Source organism: Pseudomonas sp. PLB05, from assembly GCF_021106615.1.
GTDB classification, from domain to species: Bacteria; Pseudomonadota; Gammaproteobacteria; order Pseudomonadales; family Pseudomonadaceae; genus Chryseomonas; species Chryseomonas benzopyrenica.
The window spans coordinates 249,766-266,832 of record NZ_JAJOHO010000005.1; the positions used below are offsets into that span (position 1 = coordinate 249,766).

Below are 17,067 nucleotides of genomic sequence, written 5' to 3' on the forward strand. Positions count from 1 at the left end.
CTCCTGTCGACGCCCCGAGCGCCCTAATAACAACGACAAGAGAGGAATACCCTGTGGATAGCACCGCTACCCTCGCGGCCGGCCAGACCGCGCCCAAGACCACCTCGCAGCGCATCAAGTCCATCTTCAGCGGCTCCGTCGGCAACCTGGTCGAATGGTACGACTGGTACGTCTACGCCGCCTTCTCGCTGTATTTCGCCAAGGCCTTCTTTCCCAAGGGCGACCAGACCGCCCAGTTGCTCAACGTCGCCGCCATCTTTGCCGTGGGCTTCCTGATGCGTCCTATCGGCGGTTGGCTGATGGGCCTCTACGCCGACAAGGCCGGCCGCAAGTCCGCGCTGATGGTCTCGGTGATCATGATGTGCGCCGGCTCGCTGATCATCGCCCTCACCCCCAGCTACACCACCATCGGTGTCGCCGCGCCCATCATGCTGGTGCTGGCGCGGCTGCTGCAGGGCCTCTCGGTGGGCGGTGAATACGGTACCTCCGCCACCTACCTGAGCGAGATGGCGACCAAGGAAAGCCGCGGTTTCTACTCCAGTTTCCAGTACGTCACCCTGATCTCCGGCCAGCTGCTGGCCCTGGCCACCCTGATCGTGCTGCAGCAGACCCTCACCGTCGAACAGCTGGAAAGCTGGGGCTGGCGCATTCCCTTCCTGATCGGCGCCGCCTGCGCCGTGACCGCGCTCTACCTGCGACGCGGCATGGAAGAGACCAGCTCCTTCAAGAAGGCCGAAAAGCCCAAGGAATCCCTGATGCGCACCCTGGCGCGCCATCCCAAGGAATTCCTCACCGTGGTCGGCCTGACCATGGGTGGCACCCTGGCCTTCTACACCTACACCACCTACATGCAGAAGTACTTGGTCAACTCGGTGGGCATGAGCAAGACCGACGCCACCTCCATCTCGGCCGCGACGCTGTTCCTGTTCATGCTGTTGCAGCCCATCGTTGGCGCCCTCTCCGACCGCGTCGGCCGGCGCCCGGTACTGATCGCCTTCGGCGTGCTCGGCACCCTGTTCACCTATCCGATCCTGACCGCCCTGGGCAGCGTCACCAGCTGGTGGGGCGCCTTCGGCCTGATCATGGTGGCGCTGGTGATCGTCAGCTTCTACACCTCGATCAACGCCGTGGTGAAGGCCGAGCTGTTCCCCACCGAGATCCGCGCCCTGGGCGTCGGCCTGCCCTATGCCCTGACCGTGTCCATCTTCGGCGGCACCGCCGAATACCTGGCGCTGTGGTTCAAGAGCATCGGCATGGAGAGCGGCTACTACTGGTACGTGACCGGCTGCATCGCCTGCTCGCTGCTGGTCTACGTCTTCATGAAGGACACCCGCGACCACTCGCGCATCGTCCACGAATAACCGCTCGTCCCTGGGTGCGGGCCTCTCGGTCATTAGATTTGGCCGTCCGGCCCGCACCCCTTTGCCTGGGCTTTGGGGCACGCCATCGTAGTGCCACCGGCAGCGCTCACAACGGTCATTTCGCTGGCCGCTGTGGCGAGTTCGCCCCCTCCTCCCAAGCCCCGGTTACACACTCATGGAAATCGACTACGGTCCCAGCTACGCCAAACTGGGTATCCAGTTTCAATACCAGTGGAGCACCCTGCTGCGCGATGCCCTGAAGAAGCACGGCATCACCGACGCCCAGGCCAAGGCCATCTGCGGTGACTTCGCCTTCGATCTCTCCAAGCTCATCGACGAAGCCGAAATCAAGGCCGACGGCCTCTCCTATCGCCCGGTGATCGCCTTCACCGAGGACGAGGAAACCCTGCTGGTACAGTCCGCCGAATTCGACTATCACGAAGCGGCCTACGCCACGGCGGCAGCGGCGTTCGAGAAGAAATAAGACGCGGGCACGGGGCTTTGCGCCCTCACCCCAACCCTCTCCCCCGGGGAGAGGGGGCGGTCTGGAGCGGTGAAGGGCTTCCCCCCTCCAGACAAGAGCCGTTTCAGCATTACTGCAATAGCGATTCACGAGGCCCGATCCTGACGCCCTCACCTCAGGGCGAGGGGGCGGTCTGGAGTGGTGAAAGGCTTCCCCCTCCAGACAAGAGCCTCAGCGTCGTTTCGGTGTTACTGCGATAGCGATTCACGACGCCTGATCCTGACGCCCTCACCCCAACCCTCTCCCTCAGGGAGAGGGGGCGGCCTGGAGTGGTGAAGGGCTTCCCCCAGACAAAAGTCTCGATTTCGTTTCGGTGTTACTGCCATAGCGATTCGCGATGCTCGATCCTTGTGCTCTCGCCCCCACCCTCTCCTCAGGGAAGAAGGACTGCTTGAAGCGGCGACGGCTTCTCTGCAAGCTGCAAAGCGGCTTAGCGCACACGATAATAGTCATCTTGATTATTTTCCTGGGGCACCGGCTATCCCATAGCCTCTCTTCGCTCCGTAGCGCTCCCTCTCCCATCCGGAGAGGTTGGGGTGAGGGTAAGGCCATCGTCAAAGCTTCAGGGTCCGCGGTCGCCCCATTCCCGCCAGCACAAAACCCTCGTGCCAGAGCCTCGCCAACCGCAAAGCTCCAGGCGATACTCCCCAGATCACCTCTCGCTCCGTACCACCCCCTCTCCCTCCGGGAGAGGGCTGGGGTGAGGGCAAACCCGACACCCAAACCCCCAGGGAAAGGATTCCCATGCCTCTCATCACCCATGCCCGCGCCCTGCACCGCGGCCAGACCGATGCCGAGCGCGCACTCTGGTATCACCTGCGCGGCAAGCGTCTGCAGGGCCACAAATTCCGCCGCCAGCACCCCTATGGCCGCTACATCCTCGACTTCGTCTGCCTGGAAGCGCGTCTGGTGATCGAGCTGGACGGCGGCCAGCATCAAGGCAGCGCCACTGATCGCGAGCGTGATGCCTGGCTGCAGGCCCAAGGCTTCCAGACCCTGCGTTTCTGGAATCACGACGTCCTGACCCAGCCCGACGTCGTGCTCCACTGCCTTCACGCCGCCCTCAGCCAGGCTTGACCCTCGGCTTGCGCACCCGCGTTGGTGCGCCACCCGGCTTGGCCTTGGCCCCGCCCGTACGGCGCTTCTTCTTCCAGGGCGCGCCCTTTCCTGCGGGTGGCGGACCGCTGATGGTCAGGGTCAGGCCGAGGCAGCGCTCCACCTGCTTGCCCATCCAGGCCGATTGCTTGGTGACGAATTCCGCGAGGCTCAATTCGCCTTCCTGCACCCGATCCAGTGCCTGCTCCCAGAGCGCCGTGGTCCCCGGATCGGCGATGGCCCGGGGCACGGCGTCGATCAGGCCGAAGGCCGCCAGCGTCGCCGCCAGGGCCTTGCCCTGCTTGACCAGATAGCCGCGGTCCAGCAAGCCCTGGATGATGCTGGCACGGGTCGCCTCGGTGCCGATGCCGGTGGTGTCCTTGAGCTTCTGCTTGAGGGCCGGATCCTCCACCAGCTTGGCGACATTTTTCATCGCCTTGATCAGATCGCCCTCGGTGAAGGGCTTGGGCGGCTGGGTCAGTTGATCCCGGCAGCGCACCTCCACCACCGGATAGGACTCCCCCTGGCGCAACTCGGGCAGCGCCTGGGGCGGCGGGGCCTCACGGCCCTTGGGCGGCGTGAGCGACTCGGGCAAGGCGCGCCGCCAGCCCGGTTCCACCAGCCGCTTGCCGGTGGCGCGCAGGCGTTCGCCGCCCGCCTCGAAGTCGGCCTGGGTGCGATCGAACTCGTGCTGCGGCAGGAACTGCGCCAGATAGCGGGCGCGGATCAGGCCATAGACGTTGCGCTCCTGAGGGCTAAGGCGGCCCAGGTCGCGGGTCACCAGGGTCGGGATGATGCCGTGGTGAGCGCTGACCTTGGCGTCGTTCCAGGCCCGCGAGCGGCGACTGGCGTCCAGGTGATCGCGCAGGGGGGCGAGACTGTTGTCGGCGCCCAGCAAGGCGGCCAGCAGCGCCGGCGCCTCGGGGTGCTGGGACAGCGGCAGGTAGCCGCAGTCGCTGCGTGGATAGGTGATCAGCTTGTACTTCTCATAGAGCGCCTGGGTCACGTCCAGGGTCTGCTGGGCGCCCAGGTTGAGGCGCTTGGAGCAGACCTCCTGCAGGGTGCCCAGGTCGAAGGGCAAGGGCGCCGCCTCGCGGATGCGTTCGGTCTTCAGCTTGACCAGCCGCGCCTGCCCGGCCGCCTCGATGGCCCGCGCCGCGGCCTGGGCCACCTCGGGCTTGAGGCAGCGCCCCTGGTCGTCACAGACGTCCTCTGGCGGCTGCCATTGGGCCTGAAAGCGACTGCCCGAGGCCTCCAGGGTCGCTTCCACGGTCCAGAAAGGCATTGGCACGAAGGCGGCGATGGCGCGGTCGCGGTCCACCACCAAGCGCAGGGTCGGGGTCTGCACCCGCCCGACCGAGAGTACGCCCTGGTAGCCGGAGCGACGCCCCAGCAGGGTGAACAGCCGGCTCATGTTCATACCGATCAGCCAGTCGGCGCGCGAACGCCCCAGGGCGGACTGATAGAGCCCATAGGTCTCGGCACCGGGCTTGAGCGCGGCCAGGGCACGGCGGATGGAGACGTCGTCCAGCGCCGACAGCCACAGCCGGCGAATCGGCCCGCGATAGCGGCAATGTTCCACCAGCTCGCGGGCGATCATCTCGCCCTCGCGATCGGCATCGGTGGCGATCACCAGCTCACTTGCCTCGCCGAGCAGGCGCTTGACCGCCTTGAACTGGCTGCCGGTGGTCTTCTTGACCTGCAGCTTCCACTGCTCAGGGACGATGGGCAGGTCGTCCAGCGACCAGCGCTTGTAGCGGGCGTCATAGGCATCCGGTGGCGCCGTTTCCAGCAGATGACCGATGCACCAGGTGACGGTCACACCCTGCCCCTGCAGGCAGCCCTCGCCACGGCGCGTGGCGCCGAGGACACGGGCGATGTCCTTGGCCTGGGAAGGTTTTTCGCAGAGATACAGCTGCATGGCGGGCGTCGCGCGAGGGGAATCGCCACAGGATGCAAAGCCTGCGCGACCTGCGCAAGAACTAATCTGTATATCCGTACAGAAAACGGTCTTGGCGCAAATTCGCCCAACAGGCCACAGCGCGCTTAGGACGTGGATCACAGCTTGAACGGCTGCTACCGGGGGAGCGGAATCTTGCCCGTGACGGCCGGTCCCTGGGCTACGGCACTTTCGCCGTCTTTAGCCGAGCTCTGGGAGGCGTCAATGAACACTGTAGCTATGGATCGCGCCACGGCCGAGAGCACCGGCGCCGGAAATTTCGTGGATACCGCCAGCGGCCAGGCCCTGCGCGCCAGCATTTCGGCCATGCGCCGGACCACCAGCCAGGTGCAGCGCATCAACGATCAACTCTGGGAAGTCTGGCCGGACGGTCGTCGCAAGCTGCTGCTGCGCTAAGACGCTCCGCCCGACGCCCTAAGCGGGCGTCGGCGCCTCCAGTGCGGCCAGATAGGTCGCGACCTCGGCCTGGATCCAGGCGCTGAAGCGCTCCTGCTTTTCCGCCGATTCGGCACGTTCGGGCCAGACCAGCCAGTAGGCATAGGGATAGGGCGCCGTCACCGGACTGAGCTGGATCAGGCGACCCTCGTCCAGCGCGGCCTGCACCAGGCTGCGCCGCTCCAGCGCCAGCGCCTGACCAAGGCGGAGCGCCTCCAGTACCACGTTGGAATCGTTCACGCTGATGCCGCGATTGGGCGCCGCTTCGCCTAGACCGGCCGTTTCGCCCCAGTGCAGCCAGGTTTCCTCCGTGTGCAATAGCGGCTGCGTGAGGGCCTCGTCCAGGCTGCGCGGCAGTTGCCCACCGTTGTAACCAGGCGCCGCCACCAGCAGCACATCGTCCTGAAACAACCGTAGCGCCGTCAGGCCATCCCACTGCCCCTCGCCCATGCGCACTCCAATATCCACCATGCCCTGGCGCAGATCCTGGAAATCCAGGCTGGTCTGGATACGGATGCGGTACTCCGGGTGCAGGGCGCGAAAACGCGGCAGCCGGGGCAACAGCCAGTGGGTGGCGAAGGAGGGAAAGGTGGCGAACACCAGCTCGTTGCGCCGCGGGCGGGCCTGCAGGCGCCGGGTCGCCTCGCCCAGATCGTCGAGCAACTGGCGGACCTGCTCGGCATAGACGCGACCGTCGCCGGTGACCTCGATCCCGCGCCCCTGGCGCTCGAACAGCACCATGCCCAGTTGATGCTCCAACCCCTTCACCTGCTGACTGACCGCGGCATGGGTGAGGTGCAATTCATTAGCGGCGCGGGTCACGCTGCCCAGGCGGGCAACCGCTTCGAAGCAGCGCAGGGCATTCAAGGGCGGCACGCGGGACATGTAAGTTTTCCTTAACGGTCCGGTCAGAATTTCTCGCTGGTGGCAGCTTCGCCGAATGCTTAATGTCCTGTCCAGAGCGGCACCCAGTGTGAAACACATGACAAGGGTGACGTTCCACGTGAAACAGGATTCACTCTTTCTGACAGGATGCCCTCATGCAACTCATCGGCATGCTCGACTCCCCCTATGTGCGGCGAGTCGCGATCTCCCTGCGCCTGCTGGTACTGCCTTTCGAACTGCGCCAGGTGTCGCTGTTTCGCGAGGTCGAGCGCTTTCGCAGCTTCAACCCGGTACTCAAGGCGCCCACACTGATCTGCCTGGACGGCCAGCGGCTGATGGATTCGTCGCTGATCCTGGACTATGCCCAACATCTCGCCTGCGGCAGTCGCCAACTGCGACCCGCTGGCCATGCCGCGCGGGCGACCGCCCTCAGCCGCAGCGGCCTGGCGCTTGCCCTGTCCGAGAAGGCGGTGCAGCTGGTGTATGAGCGCGACCTGCGGCCGGAAGACAAGCGCCATGCGCCCTGGCAGCAACGGGTGGAGGGGCAGTTGCGCGCAGCCTGTGGTGCCCTGGACAAGGCCTGGCTGGGCCCGCGTCCGCCGCTGGGCGAGGACAGCATCGGCCAGGACGCCATCGACACCGCCGTGGCCTGGACCTTCCTGCACTTCGCCCTGCCGGGACTGATCGAGCGTCGTAATTATCCGACGCTGGAGGCCCTGACCGCCGAGGCGGAGGCCTTGTCGGTGTTTCGGGATTATCCGGTGGCCTAAAGAGCATCGCGGCCATGGCGGTACGCCGAGGCGACTGCTCCTACGTCTTACCGGTTTATCGCGGCCATGGGCCGCTCCTACAGAGGGTGATGCTTTTGTAGGAGCGGCCCATGGCCGCGATGTTCTTGGCGACTACTTACCCGCGGTAGTACCGCTGCGGCACGAAGGGGGTCTTGGCGACCTTGACCGGCACCTGCTTGCCGCGCACCACGGCGAACAGCTGGGTATCCAGGGCGGCGAAGTCGCTGTCGACATACCCCATGGCCACCGGCGCCCCCAGGGTCGGGCCGAAGCCGCCACTAGTGACGCGACCGATGCTAGCGCCATTGGCATCCACCAGCTCCGCGCCTTCGCGCACCGGCACCCGCTCCTGTACCAGCAGGCCGACACGCTTGCGCGTCACGCCGTCGCGCTGTTCGGCGAAGATACGCTCGGCACCCGGGAAACCGCCAGCGCGGCCGTTGCCTTCACGACGCACCTTGGACAGCGCCCAACCCAGGTTGGCCATCACCGGCGTGGTGCCGGCATCCATGTCGTGGCCATAGAGGCAGAGACCGGCTTCCAGGCGCAGGGAGTCGCGCGCGCCCAGGCCGATGGCCTCGACTTCCGGCTCGGCCAGCAGGCGGCGAGCCAGGGCTTCGGCGGCAGCGCTCGGCACCGAGATCTCGTAGCCGTCTTCGCCGGTGTAGCCGCTGCGGCTGACGATGCAGGGCTGGTCCAGCAGCTTGACGCGGCGGACCTGCATGAAGGTCATCTCGGCCACTTCCGGCGCCAGACGCGCCAGCACCTCGGCAGCGGCGGGGCCCTGCAGGGCCAGCAGGGCGCGATCGAATTGCGGCAGTACCTGGCAGCGGTCGCCCAGGTGCTTTTCCAGGTGGGCGAGATCGGCTTCCTTGCAGGCGGCGTTGACCACCAGGTAGAGGCAGTCACCCAGGTTGGCGACCATGAGGTCGTCGAGGATGCCGCCGTTGTCGTCGGTCAGCAGGGCATAGCGCTGCATGCCGCTGGGCAGGTCGATGATGTCGACCGGCACCAGGGTTTCCAGGGCCTCGGCGGCTTCTTCGCCTTCGAGCAGGACCTGGCCCATGTGCGACACATCGAACAACCCGGCCTGGGCACGGGTGTGCTGGTGCTCCTTGAGCACGCCGAGCGGGTATTGCACCGGCATCTCGTAGCCGGCGAAGGGCACCATGCGGGCGCCGAGTTCCAGGTGCAGGGCGTGCAGCGAAGTCTTGAGCAGGGACATGGTGGGGCTCCGTGTCGGCTTTCTCGCTCTGGTCCTCTGTTCAGCGAGGACGAACGGGGAAGCGGTGATCTGGTTGATCGCGCCCTGCTGTTGGAAGCGGGCGCGACTTGGGTGATTCGGGTTTGCCCTCACCCCAGCCCTCTCCCAGGGGGAGAGGGGGAAGAGCGGCTCTGCTCCCCTTCTCCCGGAAGAGGGGCCGGGGGTGAGGGTCAGGCCTCGCCGTACGCCTCGATCGGCGGGCAGGAGCAGACCAGGTTGCGATCGCCGTAGACGTTGTCGATGCGCGCCACCGGCGGCCAGTACTTGCCGTCCACCAGGCTCGGCAGCGGGAACACCGCCTGCTCGCGGCTGTAGGGGTGGGTCCACTCCCCAGCCAGTTCGCGCGCGGTGTGCGGCGCGTTCTTCAGCGGGTTGTCCTGGGGATCCAGGGTGCCGGCTTCGAGGGCGCGGATCTCTTCGCGGATGGCGATCATGGCGTCGCAGAAGCGATCCAGTTCCTGCTTGGACTCGCTTTCGGTGGGCTCGATCATCAGGGTGCCGGCTACCGGGAAGGACATGGTCGGGGCATGGAAACCGAAGTCGATCAGGCGCTTGGCCACGTCGTCCACGGTCACGCCGCTGCTGTCCTTGAGCGGGCGCAGGTCGAGGATGCACTCGTGGGCCACCAGGCCACCGGTGCCGCTGTAGAGCACCGGATAGTGCTCTTCCAGCCGGCGGGCGATGTAGTTGGCGCTGAGGATGGCGATCTGCGAGGCGCGGGTCAGACCGGCGCTGCCCATCATCTTCAGGTACATCCAGGAGATCGGCAGGATGCTGGCGCTGCCATAGGGCGCCGCGCAGACCGCGCCTTCCTTGCGTTCCAGCCGGGCATGGCCGGGCAGGAAGGGCGCCAGGTGCGCCTTGACGCCGATGGGGCCGACGCCCGGACCGCCGCCGCCATGGGGGATGCAGAAGGTCTTGTGCAGGTTGAGGTGGGAGACGTCGCCGCCGAACTGACCCGGGGCGCAGAGACCAACCATGGCGTTCATGTTGGCGCCGTCGATATAGACCTGGCCACCGTGGTCATGGACCACCTGACAGATCTCGCGGATGGCCTCTTCGAACACCCCGTGGGTGGACGGGTAGGTGATCATCAGCGCGGCCAGGCGCTCGCTGTGCTGTTCGGCCTTGGCGCGCAGGTCGTCGAGATCGACGTTGCCGCGCTTGTCGCAGGCCACCACCACCACGCGCATGTCGACCATGCTGGCAGTGGCCGGGTTGGTGCCGTGGGCCGACGCCGGGATCAGGCAGACGTCGCGCTCACCCTGGCCGCGGCTCGCGTGATAGGCGCGAATGGCCAGGAGGCCCGCGTACTCGCCCTGAGAGCCGGCGTTGGGCTGCAGGGAGACGGCGTCGTAGCCGGTCGCGGCGCAGAGCATGGCCTCCAGCTCGGTGGTGAGCTGGGCATAGCCCTCGGTCTGGTCGGCCGGGGCGAAGGGGTGGATACCGCCGAACTCGGCCCAGGTGACCGGGATCATCTCGCTGGCGGCGTTGAGCTTCATGGTGCAGGAGCCCAGCGGGATCATGGTGCGATCCAGGGCCAGGTCCTTGTCCGCCAGCTTGCGCAGGTAGCGCATCAGCTCGGTTTCGGATCTGTGGCTGGCGAACACCGGATGGGTCAGGAAGGCCGACTGGCGCTGCAGCGCCGCGGGCACTTCCACGCCCTGGGCATCGCCCAGCTCGGCGACCTGGGGCGCGGCCTTGCCGTCGGCGAGGATCTCCAGCAGCGCCTGGACGTCGGCCAGGGTGCTGGTCTCGTCCAGGGACACGCCCAGGGCCTCGGCGCTGACTTCGCGCAGGTTGTAGCCACGGGCACGGGCGGCCTCGTGCAGGGCGGCGGTACGCGCACCGAACACCAGGGTCAGGGTGTCGAAGGCGGTGTGCTGGGTCTCGTGGCCCAGGCGCTGCAGACCGGCGGCCAGCAAGCTGGTCAGACGCTGCACCCGGGTGGCGATGCGGGTCAGGCCTTCGGGACCGTGGTAGACCGCGTACATGCTGGCGATGTTGGCCAGCAGCACCTGGGCGGTGCAGATGTTGCTGGTGGCCTTCTCGCGGCGGATGTGCTGCTCGCGGGTCTGCAGCGCCAGGCGATAGGCCGGGTTGCCGTGGCGGTCGATGGAGACGCCGACGACGCGCCCGGGCATGTCGCGCTTGTACTTGTCTTGCGTCGCGAAGTACGCCGCGTGGGGGCCGCCGAAACCGAGCGGTACGCCAAAGCGCTGGGCGGTACCGATGGCCACGTCCGCGCCCAGTTCACCGGGCGGCGTGAGCAGGGTCAGGGCCAGCAGGTCGGCGGCCATGGCCACCAGGGCACCGGCCGCCTGGAAGGCCTGGATGCTTTCCCGGTAATCACGGATCTCGCCGGTGGTCATCGGGTACTGGAACAGCGCGCCGAAGAAGCAGCCGTGGTCCTCGATCTCGGTTTCCACGCCCACCACCACCTCGATGCCCAGGGGCTCGGCACGGGTGCGCAGCACATCGAGGGTCTGCGGATGGCAGTGCACGGAGGCGAAGAAGGCGCTGGCCTTGTTTTTCGCCAGGCGCTTGCAGAAGGTCATGGCCTCGGCGGCGGCGGTGCCCTCGTCCAGCAGCGAGGCGTTGGCCACCGGCATGCCGGTGAGGTCGCCGATCAGCGTCTGGAAGTTGAGCAGGGCTTCCAGGCGACCCTGGGAGATCTCCGGCTGGTAGGGGGTGTAGGCGGTGTACCAGGCCGGGTTTTCCAGCAGGTTGCGCAGGATCGGCGCCGGGGTATGGGTGTTGTAGTAGCCCTGACCGATCAGGCTCTTGAGCAGGCGATTCTTGCTGGCGATGGTACGCAGCTCGGCCAGGGCGTCGGCTTCGGACAGTCCGGCGGGCAGGTCCAGCACGCTGGTGCCCTTGATGCTCTCGGGGATCACCTGGGCGGTCATGGCATCCAGGGATTCGTAGCCGAGCAGGTTCAGCATGGCGATCTCGTCCAGCTCGCGCGGACCGATGTGACGCGGGACGAATTCGTCGGCGGTGCTGAGGGTGTCGTGCAGCGACATGGCGGTCTTACCCCTTGATCAGTTGCTGATAGGCGGCTTCGTCGAGCAGCGCGGCGAAGGCTTCGGCATTGGCGGGCTGGAAGCGAAAGAACCAGCCGGCGTTCAGCGGATCGCTGTTGATGGTCTCGGGCGCGTCGTCGAGCGCCTCGTTGACGGCCAGGACCTCGCCGTCCAGCGGCATGGTGATGTTGCTGGCGGCCTTGACCGACTCCAGCACCGCGACCTCATCGCCCTGGGCGTAGCTGCGCAGCTCCGGCAGTTGCACGAAGACCAGGTCGCCGAGCGAGTCCTGAGCATAGTCGGTGATGCCGACGGTGATGCTGCCATCGGCTTCCTGACGCAGCCATTCGTGTTCTTCGGTATAGCGCAGACCCATTGCCAGACTCCTGCGGACCTTTGTCCTGATGGATAGATGGGTCTAGCAGTGCAAGGGCGATGCCAGGAACAAAATTCAGTATTTTCAAGGGCTTATCGAGTCAGAGGATGGTGTGCTGTAACGAAATCGTTACGATTAATAGATTAGCCGCCTATAGCCGTATCGATTTTCGAACACCGTATCTAAATCATTACAGTGTTAGCTGGGCTCTTGGATCTGACAGCTAGGCTGAACGGGTTGCAGGCTGCTGTCCCTTATCCATACAGGATAGACAAGGCCTGCGTGAACGCCCTCGCCGACCCATTCCCTTCGGCACTAACCAGTCTTCAAAGCATGCCGTTGCCTGGTGTGCGCCGCGGCTTCCTGACCGTACTTCAACACGTCCAGACGTACCGCGAAGCCCTAGATCAGCTCCATCAGGGTGATCGTACTGATGCCCAACTGCCCCTGGTGTCGAGTGAAGGCTCACGTTCCTGCTCGGTGGGCTGGCCACGTTCCGCCATGAAATCCGCCGTGACACCCTCCCCTCGAACCAGAAATCCCAGGATTCCCCGACCGGAGCAATGATCCTCGCGCGGCCAACGGCGACCACATCAACACGCTTTACGTCTTCGGGCAGGGCAACCGCCTTGGGCAGTCTCACCGCCTAACTGCGATTGCTCTGAAACACGGCACCTTGATCCATGCTCGGCCTCCCGAAACGTATCGGCTGTATATCCCATATTGAGAGCAAGGCCAGATCTGTCCATCGGCATGCTCTCGGCAGCGGACGACGCAGCTGGCAGAGCGCTCTGCTCGCGGATGCCACCTGGCGAAGCCTGGGCAAGAACGCCGGAAGCGGAACGTCAGCGGAGTCGGAGGCCAGATTCAGACAGGAGCACCCAAGGCGAACTTCCGCCCCGCTCTGTCGGACCAAGAAAGCACAACAAGACCTCTGCCAAGCGGCTTTGCCCTCCCCCACCCTTGCCTGGAGTCTTTGTCATGGCTGTGAAAACCGTTGCCGATCTGCTCGTCGCCACCCTCGAAGCCGCGGGTGTGGACACCATCTGGGGCCTGCCGGGCGATTCGCTCAACGGTCTCACCGAAAGCCTGCGCAAGCGCGACCGTATCCGCTGGCGCGGGGTGCGTCATGAGGAAGCCGCTGCCTTCGCGGCCAGCGCCGCCGCCGACACCAGCGGGCGCCTGGCGGTGTGCGCCGGCTCCTGTGGCCCGGGTAACCTGCACCTGATCAATGGCCTGTTCGATGCCCAGCGCAGCGGCGCACCGGTCCTGGCCATCGCCGCCCAGATTCCCTCCAGCGAGATCGGTCTGGGCTATTTCCAGGAGACCCACCCGGAGCGGCTGTTCCGCGACTGCAGCGACTTCTGCGAGGTGGTCTCCCATCCCGAGCAGCTGCCGCGCATCCTCGAGACCGCCATGCGCTCGGCCATTCTCAATCGCTCGGTGTCGGTGGTGGTGATTCCCGGCGACGTGGCCCTGGCCGAGGCGCCGCTCAAGGAAGCCCAGTGGAGCGAGCCGGTGCGTCCGGTGGTGGTCCCGCCGGAAGCCGAACTGGATGCCCTGGCCGAGTTGCTGGCTGGCGAGAAGCGCATCACCCTGCTCTGCGGCGCCGGTTGCGCCGGTGCCCATGCCCAGGTGGTCGCCTTGGCCGAGCGGCTGCAGGCCCCGGTAGTCCATGCGCTGCGTGGCAAGGCCCATATCGAGTATTCCAATCCCTATGGCGTGGGCATGACCGGACTGATCGGCTTTTCCTCCGGCTATCACGCGCTCAAGGAATGCGACCTGCTCTTGATGCTGGGCAGCAACTTCCCTTATCGCAACTTCTTCCCGGAGCACGGCCGGGTGGTCCAGATCGACGTGCGGGGCGCCCACCTGGGCGTGCGTACCCCGCTGCTCAAGGGGTTGGTGGGCGATGTCCGCGCTACCCTCGACGCCCTGCTGCCGCGCCTTACGCCCAACAGCCACAGTCGCTTCCTGGAAAAGGCCCAGCAGCACTACCGCAAGACCCGCGCCGAGCTGGACGAACTGGCTACCGCTACCGCCGATGGCGAGCCGCTGCATCCGCAGTACCTCACCACCCGGGTCAGTGAACTCGCCGCAGCAGATGCCCTCTTCACCTGCGACGTCGGCACCCCCACAGTATGGGCGGCGCGCTATCTGGCGATGAACTTCGAGCGCAAGCTGGCCGGCTCCTTCAGCCACGGCTCCATGGCCAACGCCCTGCCCCAGGCCATGGGTCTGCAGGCGGCCTATCCCGGTCGCCAGGTGGTGGCCCTCGCCGGTGACGGCGGGCTGTCCATGCTGCTGGGCGAACTGGCGACCCTCGCCAGCGAACAGCTGCCGGTCAAGGTCATCGTCTACGACAACGCCACCCTGGGCTTCGTCGCCATGGAGATGAAGGCCGCCGGCATGCTCGACGAGACCACCGATCTGGGTGAGGTCGATTTCGCCCGGGTGGCCGAGGCCTGCGGCGTGCGCGGCTGGAAGGTGGAATCGGCCAGTCTGCTCGACGCCACCCTGGAGGAGGCCTTCGCCCACCCCGGTCCGGCGCTGGTGGACGTGCGCATCGCCAAGCAGGAACTGTCGCTGCCACCGAAGATCGAGGCCGCCCAGGCCAAGGGCTTCAGCCTCTACATGCTGCGCGCGGTGATGAGTGGCCGCGGTAGCGAGGTGGTGGATCTGGCCAAGACCAACGTCCTGCGCTGATCCGGACGCCTGCGGCCTCTAGCGCCGCGGGATGCCGTAACGGCGCAGGCGCATGGCGATGGCCGAGTGGGAGGTCTGCAGGCGCGCGGCCAGCTGGCGGCTGGACGGATACTGCGGATAGAGCCGTTCCAGCAGCGCCGCCTCGTAGCCCTGGACGGCGGCTTCCAGGGTGCTGACCTCGGTCTCGACCTTACCGGCCACTGCGGTACCGGCCAGGTCCAGGTCGTCGACGTCGATCTGGCCGCTCTCGCTGATGGCAGCCGCCCGAAAGAGGATGTTCTGCAATTGCCGGACGTTGCCCGGCCAGGCGTTGCCCAGCAGCACGCCGTAGGTGGCCGGTGCCAGGCGGCACGGCGGTCGACCGATCTGGGCGCAGGCCTGCTGCAGGAAGTGCCGCGCCAGCAGCAGGATGTCCTGGCCACGCTCGCGCAGGGCCGGCACCTGCAGGCTGAGTACATTGAGGCGATAGAAGAGGTCTTCGCGAAAGGTGCCGGTCGCGACCATGGCCTGCAGATCGCGATGGGTGGCGGCGAGAATCCGCACATTGACCTTGGTTTCCTGGGCTCCGCCAACGCGGCGGAAGCTGCCATCGGAGAGGAATCTCAGCAGCTTGGCCTGCAGATAGGGCGACATCTCGCCGACCTCGTCGAGAAACACCGTGCCCTGGTCGGCCAGCTCCAGCAGGCCCGGCTTGCCGCCGCGCTGGGCGCCGGTGAAGGCGCCCGGGGCATAGCCGAACAGTTCGCTCTCGGCCAGGCTTTCCGGCAGGGCCGCGCAATTCAGCGCCAGAAAGGGCGCCTCGCGCCGCGCACTGGCCGCATGGCAGGCGCGCGCCACCAGTTCCTTGCCGGTGCCGGTCTCGCCGAGGATCAGCAGTGGCGCCTCCAGGGCGGCCAGGCGCTGGGCCCGGGCCTTGAGGGTGCGGATGGCGGCGCAGTCACCGAGCAGCGAATCGAAGCCCTCGGGGGTGTCGTGGCGCAGCGCCGAGAGACGGCCGCCAATGCGGCTAGGGGCATAGAGGGTCAGCAGCCCGCCGGCCAGTCCGCCCACGGGTTCGCCAATGGGGGTGGCGTCCAGCAATAGCGCCTGGCCGCGCAGCACCACCTCGCGCAGGGGCAGGCGAAAGCCCTGATCCAGCAATTCGGCGGGCAATTCGCTGTCGTTGAAGAGTTCGGCCAGGGTCTTGCCGGCGCCTTCGCCCGCCAGGGCGGCAAAGGCCGGATTGGCCAGCAGGATGCGTCCTTCGCCGTCCACCGCCAGCACCGGGTCGGCCATGGCGGCAAGCAGGGCATCGAGCTGTAGGGAGCGCCGCTGGCCGGGCAGGATGTCCACCACCCGCACCGCCTCGACCCCTACCACGATGAGCAGGGCGGCGCGCAATTCCTCCAGTACCGCTGCGCTCAGGGTCGGCGCATCGATATAGACGTTGGGCGGCACCATCTCCACGGCGTCCAGGTTGAGATTGCGCGCCCCGAGCAGCGCCAGGACTTCCTGAGTGATGCCGACACGATCGATGAACGACACATGGATACGCATGGAAACCCTGGGGTCTGAAAGCGAAAGGGCTAATGCTACCCAAATGCTCGGGGTAGAATCACTTCTCATTTACCCAGGCGGGACCGCCATGACCAACAAAGACCCTCTTCTGCTCGATCAGCAGCTGTGCTTCGCGCTGTACTCCACCTCGCTGGCCATGACCAAGGTGTACAAGCCGCTGCTCGAAGAGGTGGGCCTGACCTACCCGCAGTACCTGATGATGCTGGTGCTCTGGGAGAACGACCGCCTACCGCTCAAGGAGCTGGCGCGTCGGCTGCACCAGGATTCCGGCGCCTTGACCCCGGTGCTCAAGCGCCTGGAAGCCGAGGGCTACGTGACCCGGCAGCGCAATGCCGAGGACGAGCGCAACCTGTCCATCGAGCTCACCGAGGCTGGCCGGGCCCTGCGCGAGCGGGCCCGGGAGATCAACGGCACCATCAGCGGCTATTGCGCACTGGGCGATGCGCAAATGAATGCCTTGCGGGAAAACCTGATGACCCTGCGCGCCAAGCTGGAGCGTTGATCCCGTCCCACCGCCGCTGGTCGCCTGCTCCCAAAAATATATTTGCGCGATAACAAGTATCGCGATAACTTAAATCCGTACCTGGGCAATCCTTGCGATCCAAGCCCGATCAAACAGTTATCGCGATACCTAAAAAGGAGCACGCCATGAACATCCTCTACACCGCTTCCGCAACCAGCACCGGTGGCCGTGACGGCCGTTCCATCAGCAGCGACAAGGCCCTGGACGTGCAGCTGTCCACGCCCAAGGAGCTGGGCGGTGCCGGGGGTGCAGGGACCAACCCCGAGCAACTCTTCGCCGCCGGTTACTCGGCCTGCTTCATCGGCGCGCTCAAGTTCGTCGGTGCCAAGGAAAAGATCGCCGTGCCGGCGGACGTCAGCGTGACCGCCCAGGTCGGCATCGGCCCCATCCCCACCGGCTTCGCCCTGGACGTCGAGCTCGTCATCAGCCTGCCGGGCCTGGAGCGCGCCGTGGCCGAAGACCTGGTCGAGAAGGCCCACCAGGTCTGCCCCTACTCCAACGCCACCCGCGGCAATGTGGACGTGCGCCTGACCCTGGCCTGAGTCCGGGAGTTGGATAGCGGGCG

General features: G+C 66.2%; 14 protein-coding genes and 2 pseudogenes. 8 read left to right on the plus strand and 8 right to left on the minus strand.

Annotation, left to right across the window (positions count from 1 at the left end; translation table 11 throughout):
• The first annotated feature begins 53 nt into the window (after nucleotides 1–53).
• The 3 genes from LRS53_RS21230 (at nucleotide 54) to LRS53_RS21240 (ending at nucleotide 2,961) form a co-directional block, all read left to right on the plus strand.
• A complete protein-coding gene (locus tag LRS53_RS21230; protein WP_017642363.1) occupies nucleotides 54–1,361 on the plus strand; it encodes an MFS transporter in 1,308 nt (435 codons plus the stop codon).
• A 175-nt stretch (nucleotides 1,362–1,536) separates the two neighbouring features.
• The gene (locus LRS53_RS21235) at nucleotides 1,537–1,845 is read left to right on the plus strand and encodes a hypothetical protein (protein ID WP_017642364.1); all 309 of its coding nucleotides are present in this window, start codon (nucleotides 1,537–1,539) and stop codon (nucleotides 1,843–1,845) included.
• A gap of 783 nt (nucleotides 1,846–2,628) precedes the next feature.
• Nucleotides 2,629–2,961: an endonuclease domain-containing protein gene (locus LRS53_RS21240; protein WP_231357223.1), complete on the plus strand. Its 333-nt coding sequence runs from the start codon at nucleotides 2,629–2,631 to the stop codon at nucleotides 2,959–2,961.
• On the opposite strand, the gene LRS53_RS21245 is transcribed toward LRS53_RS21240, so the two are convergent.
• Nucleotides 2,948–4,900: a DNA topoisomerase III gene (locus tag LRS53_RS21245; protein ID WP_231357224.1), complete on the minus strand. Its 1,953-nt coding sequence runs from the start codon at nucleotides 4,898–4,900 to the stop codon at nucleotides 2,948–2,950. The two genes, LRS53_RS21240 and LRS53_RS21245, sit on opposite strands and share 14 nt — an antisense overlap.
• A gap of 243 nt (nucleotides 4,901–5,143) precedes the next feature.
• Between LRS53_RS21245 and LRS53_RS21250 the strand changes: the two genes are divergently transcribed.
• On the plus strand, nucleotides 5,144–5,335 hold the full coding sequence (locus LRS53_RS21250; protein WP_133860042.1) for a hypothetical protein: 192 nt from the start codon (nucleotides 5,144–5,146) through the stop codon (nucleotides 5,333–5,335).
• Between the two features lie 18 nt (nucleotides 5,336–5,353).
• Here the strand turns inward: LRS53_RS21250 and LRS53_RS21255 are convergent, their stop codons facing one another.
• A complete protein-coding gene (locus LRS53_RS21255; RefSeq protein WP_231357225.1) occupies nucleotides 5,354–6,259 on the minus strand; it encodes a LysR substrate-binding domain-containing protein in 906 nt (301 codons plus the stop codon).
• A gap of 155 nt (nucleotides 6,260–6,414) precedes the next feature.
• Here LRS53_RS21255 and LRS53_RS21260 point away from each other — a divergent pair, with 155 nt between their 5' ends.
• Nucleotides 6,415–7,029: a glutathione S-transferase gene (locus tag LRS53_RS21260; protein WP_173149863.1), complete on the plus strand. Its 615-nt coding sequence runs from the start codon at nucleotides 6,415–6,417 to the stop codon at nucleotides 7,027–7,029.
• Between the two features lie 136 nt (nucleotides 7,030–7,165).
• On the opposite strand, the gene gcvT is transcribed toward LRS53_RS21260, so the two are convergent.
• From gcvT to vapB, 5 genes and pseudogenes are all read right to left on the minus strand, one after another.
• Nucleotides 7,166–8,275 carry a glycine cleavage system aminomethyltransferase GcvT gene (gene gcvT / locus LRS53_RS21265; RefSeq protein ID WP_231357226.1) on the minus strand — a complete coding sequence of 370 codons (1,110 nt, stop codon included), beginning with the start codon at nucleotides 8,273–8,275 and terminating at the stop codon, nucleotides 7,166–7,168.
• A 209-nt stretch (nucleotides 8,276–8,484) separates the two neighbouring features.
• Complete coding sequence (gene gcvP, locus LRS53_RS21270; protein WP_231357227.1) at nucleotides 8,485–11,340, minus strand: aminomethyl-transferring glycine dehydrogenase; 2,856 nt, start codon at nucleotides 11,338–11,340, stop codon at nucleotides 8,485–8,487.
• A gap of 7 nt (nucleotides 11,341–11,347) precedes the next feature.
• A complete protein-coding gene (gene gcvH, locus LRS53_RS21275) occupies nucleotides 11,348–11,716 on the minus strand; it encodes a glycine cleavage system protein GcvH (protein ID WP_173149869.1) in 369 nt (122 codons plus the stop codon).
• A 330-nt stretch (nucleotides 11,717–12,046) separates the two neighbouring features.
• Nucleotides 12,047–12,181, minus strand: a pseudogene (locus LRS53_RS24065) (VapC toxin family PIN domain ribonuclease); the annotation flags it as partial.
• Nucleotides 12,133–12,359 (minus strand): annotated as a pseudogene (vapB, locus tag LRS53_RS21280) (type II toxin-antitoxin system VapB family antitoxin). The pseudogenes vapB and LRS53_RS24065, both read right to left, overlap by 49 nt.
• 338 nt (nucleotides 12,360–12,697) lie before the next feature.
• On the opposite strand from vapB, the gene poxB reads away from it, so the two are divergent.
• Nucleotides 12,698–14,422: a ubiquinone-dependent pyruvate dehydrogenase gene (gene poxB / locus LRS53_RS21285; protein WP_231357228.1), complete on the plus strand. Its 1,725-nt coding sequence runs from the start codon at nucleotides 12,698–12,700 to the stop codon at nucleotides 14,420–14,422.
• Between the two features lie 18 nt (nucleotides 14,423–14,440).
• Here poxB and LRS53_RS21290 read toward each other — a convergent pair whose 3' ends face one another.
• The gene (locus tag LRS53_RS21290; protein ID WP_231357229.1) at nucleotides 14,441–15,958 is read right to left on the minus strand and encodes a sigma-54-dependent transcriptional regulator; all 1,518 of its coding nucleotides are present in this window, start codon (nucleotides 15,956–15,958) and stop codon (nucleotides 14,441–14,443) included.
• An 88-nt stretch (nucleotides 15,959–16,046) separates the two neighbouring features.
• Here LRS53_RS21290 and LRS53_RS21295 point away from each other — a divergent pair, with 88 nt between their 5' ends.
• Nucleotides 16,047–16,481 carry a MarR family winged helix-turn-helix transcriptional regulator gene (locus LRS53_RS21295; RefSeq protein WP_064309166.1) on the plus strand — a complete coding sequence of 145 codons (435 nt, stop codon included), beginning with the start codon at nucleotides 16,047–16,049 and terminating at the stop codon, nucleotides 16,479–16,481.
• A 146-nt stretch (nucleotides 16,482–16,627) separates the two neighbouring features.
• Nucleotides 16,628–17,044, plus strand: a complete 417-nt coding sequence (locus tag LRS53_RS21300) for an organic hydroperoxide resistance protein (RefSeq protein ID WP_064309165.1) — start codon at nucleotides 16,628–16,630, stop codon at nucleotides 17,042–17,044.
• Nucleotides 17,045–17,067 lie beyond the last annotated feature (23 nt).

Bases quoted from the DNA above. Each gene is read 5' to 3' on its own strand.
- LRS53_RS21235 (WP_017642364.1), top strand. From the start codon at position 1,537: ATGGAAATCGACTACGGTCCCAGCTACGCCAAACTGGGTATCCAGTTT.
- LRS53_RS21245 (WP_231357224.1), bottom strand. From the start codon at position 4,900: ATGCAGCTGTATCTCTGCGAAAAACCTTCCCAGGCCAAGGACATCGCC.
- LRS53_RS21240 (WP_231357223.1), top strand. From the start codon at position 2,629: ATGCCTCTCATCACCCATGCCCGCGCCCTGCACCGCGGCCAGACCGAT.
- LRS53_RS21255 (WP_231357225.1), bottom strand. From the start codon at position 6,259: ATGTCCCGCGTGCCGCCCTTGAATGCCCTGCGCTGCTTCGAAGCGGTT.
- gcvP (WP_231357227.1), bottom strand. From the start codon at position 11,340: ATGTCGCTGCACGACACCCTCAGCACCGCCGACGAATTCGTCCCGCGT.
- LRS53_RS21295 (WP_064309166.1), top strand. From the start codon at position 16,047: ATGACCAACAAAGACCCTCTTCTGCTCGATCAGCAGCTGTGCTTCGCG.
- LRS53_RS21250 (WP_133860042.1), top strand. From the start codon at position 5,144: ATGAACACTGTAGCTATGGATCGCGCCACGGCCGAGAGCACCGGCGCC.
- gcvT (WP_231357226.1), bottom strand. From the start codon at position 8,275: ATGTCCCTGCTCAAGACTTCGCTGCACGCCCTGCACCTGGAACTCGGC.
- LRS53_RS21300 (WP_064309165.1), top strand. From the start codon at position 16,628: ATGAACATCCTCTACACCGCTTCCGCAACCAGCACCGGTGGCCGTGAC.
- LRS53_RS21260 (WP_173149863.1), top strand. From the start codon at position 6,415: ATGCAACTCATCGGCATGCTCGACTCCCCCTATGTGCGGCGAGTCGCG.
- gcvH (WP_173149869.1), bottom strand. From the start codon at position 11,716: ATGGGTCTGCGCTATACCGAAGAACACGAATGGCTGCGTCAGGAAGCC.
- poxB (WP_231357228.1), top strand. From the start codon at position 12,698: ATGGCTGTGAAAACCGTTGCCGATCTGCTCGTCGCCACCCTCGAAGCC.
- LRS53_RS21290 (WP_231357229.1), bottom strand. From the start codon at position 15,958: ATGCGTATCCATGTGTCGTTCATCGATCGTGTCGGCATCACTCAGGAA.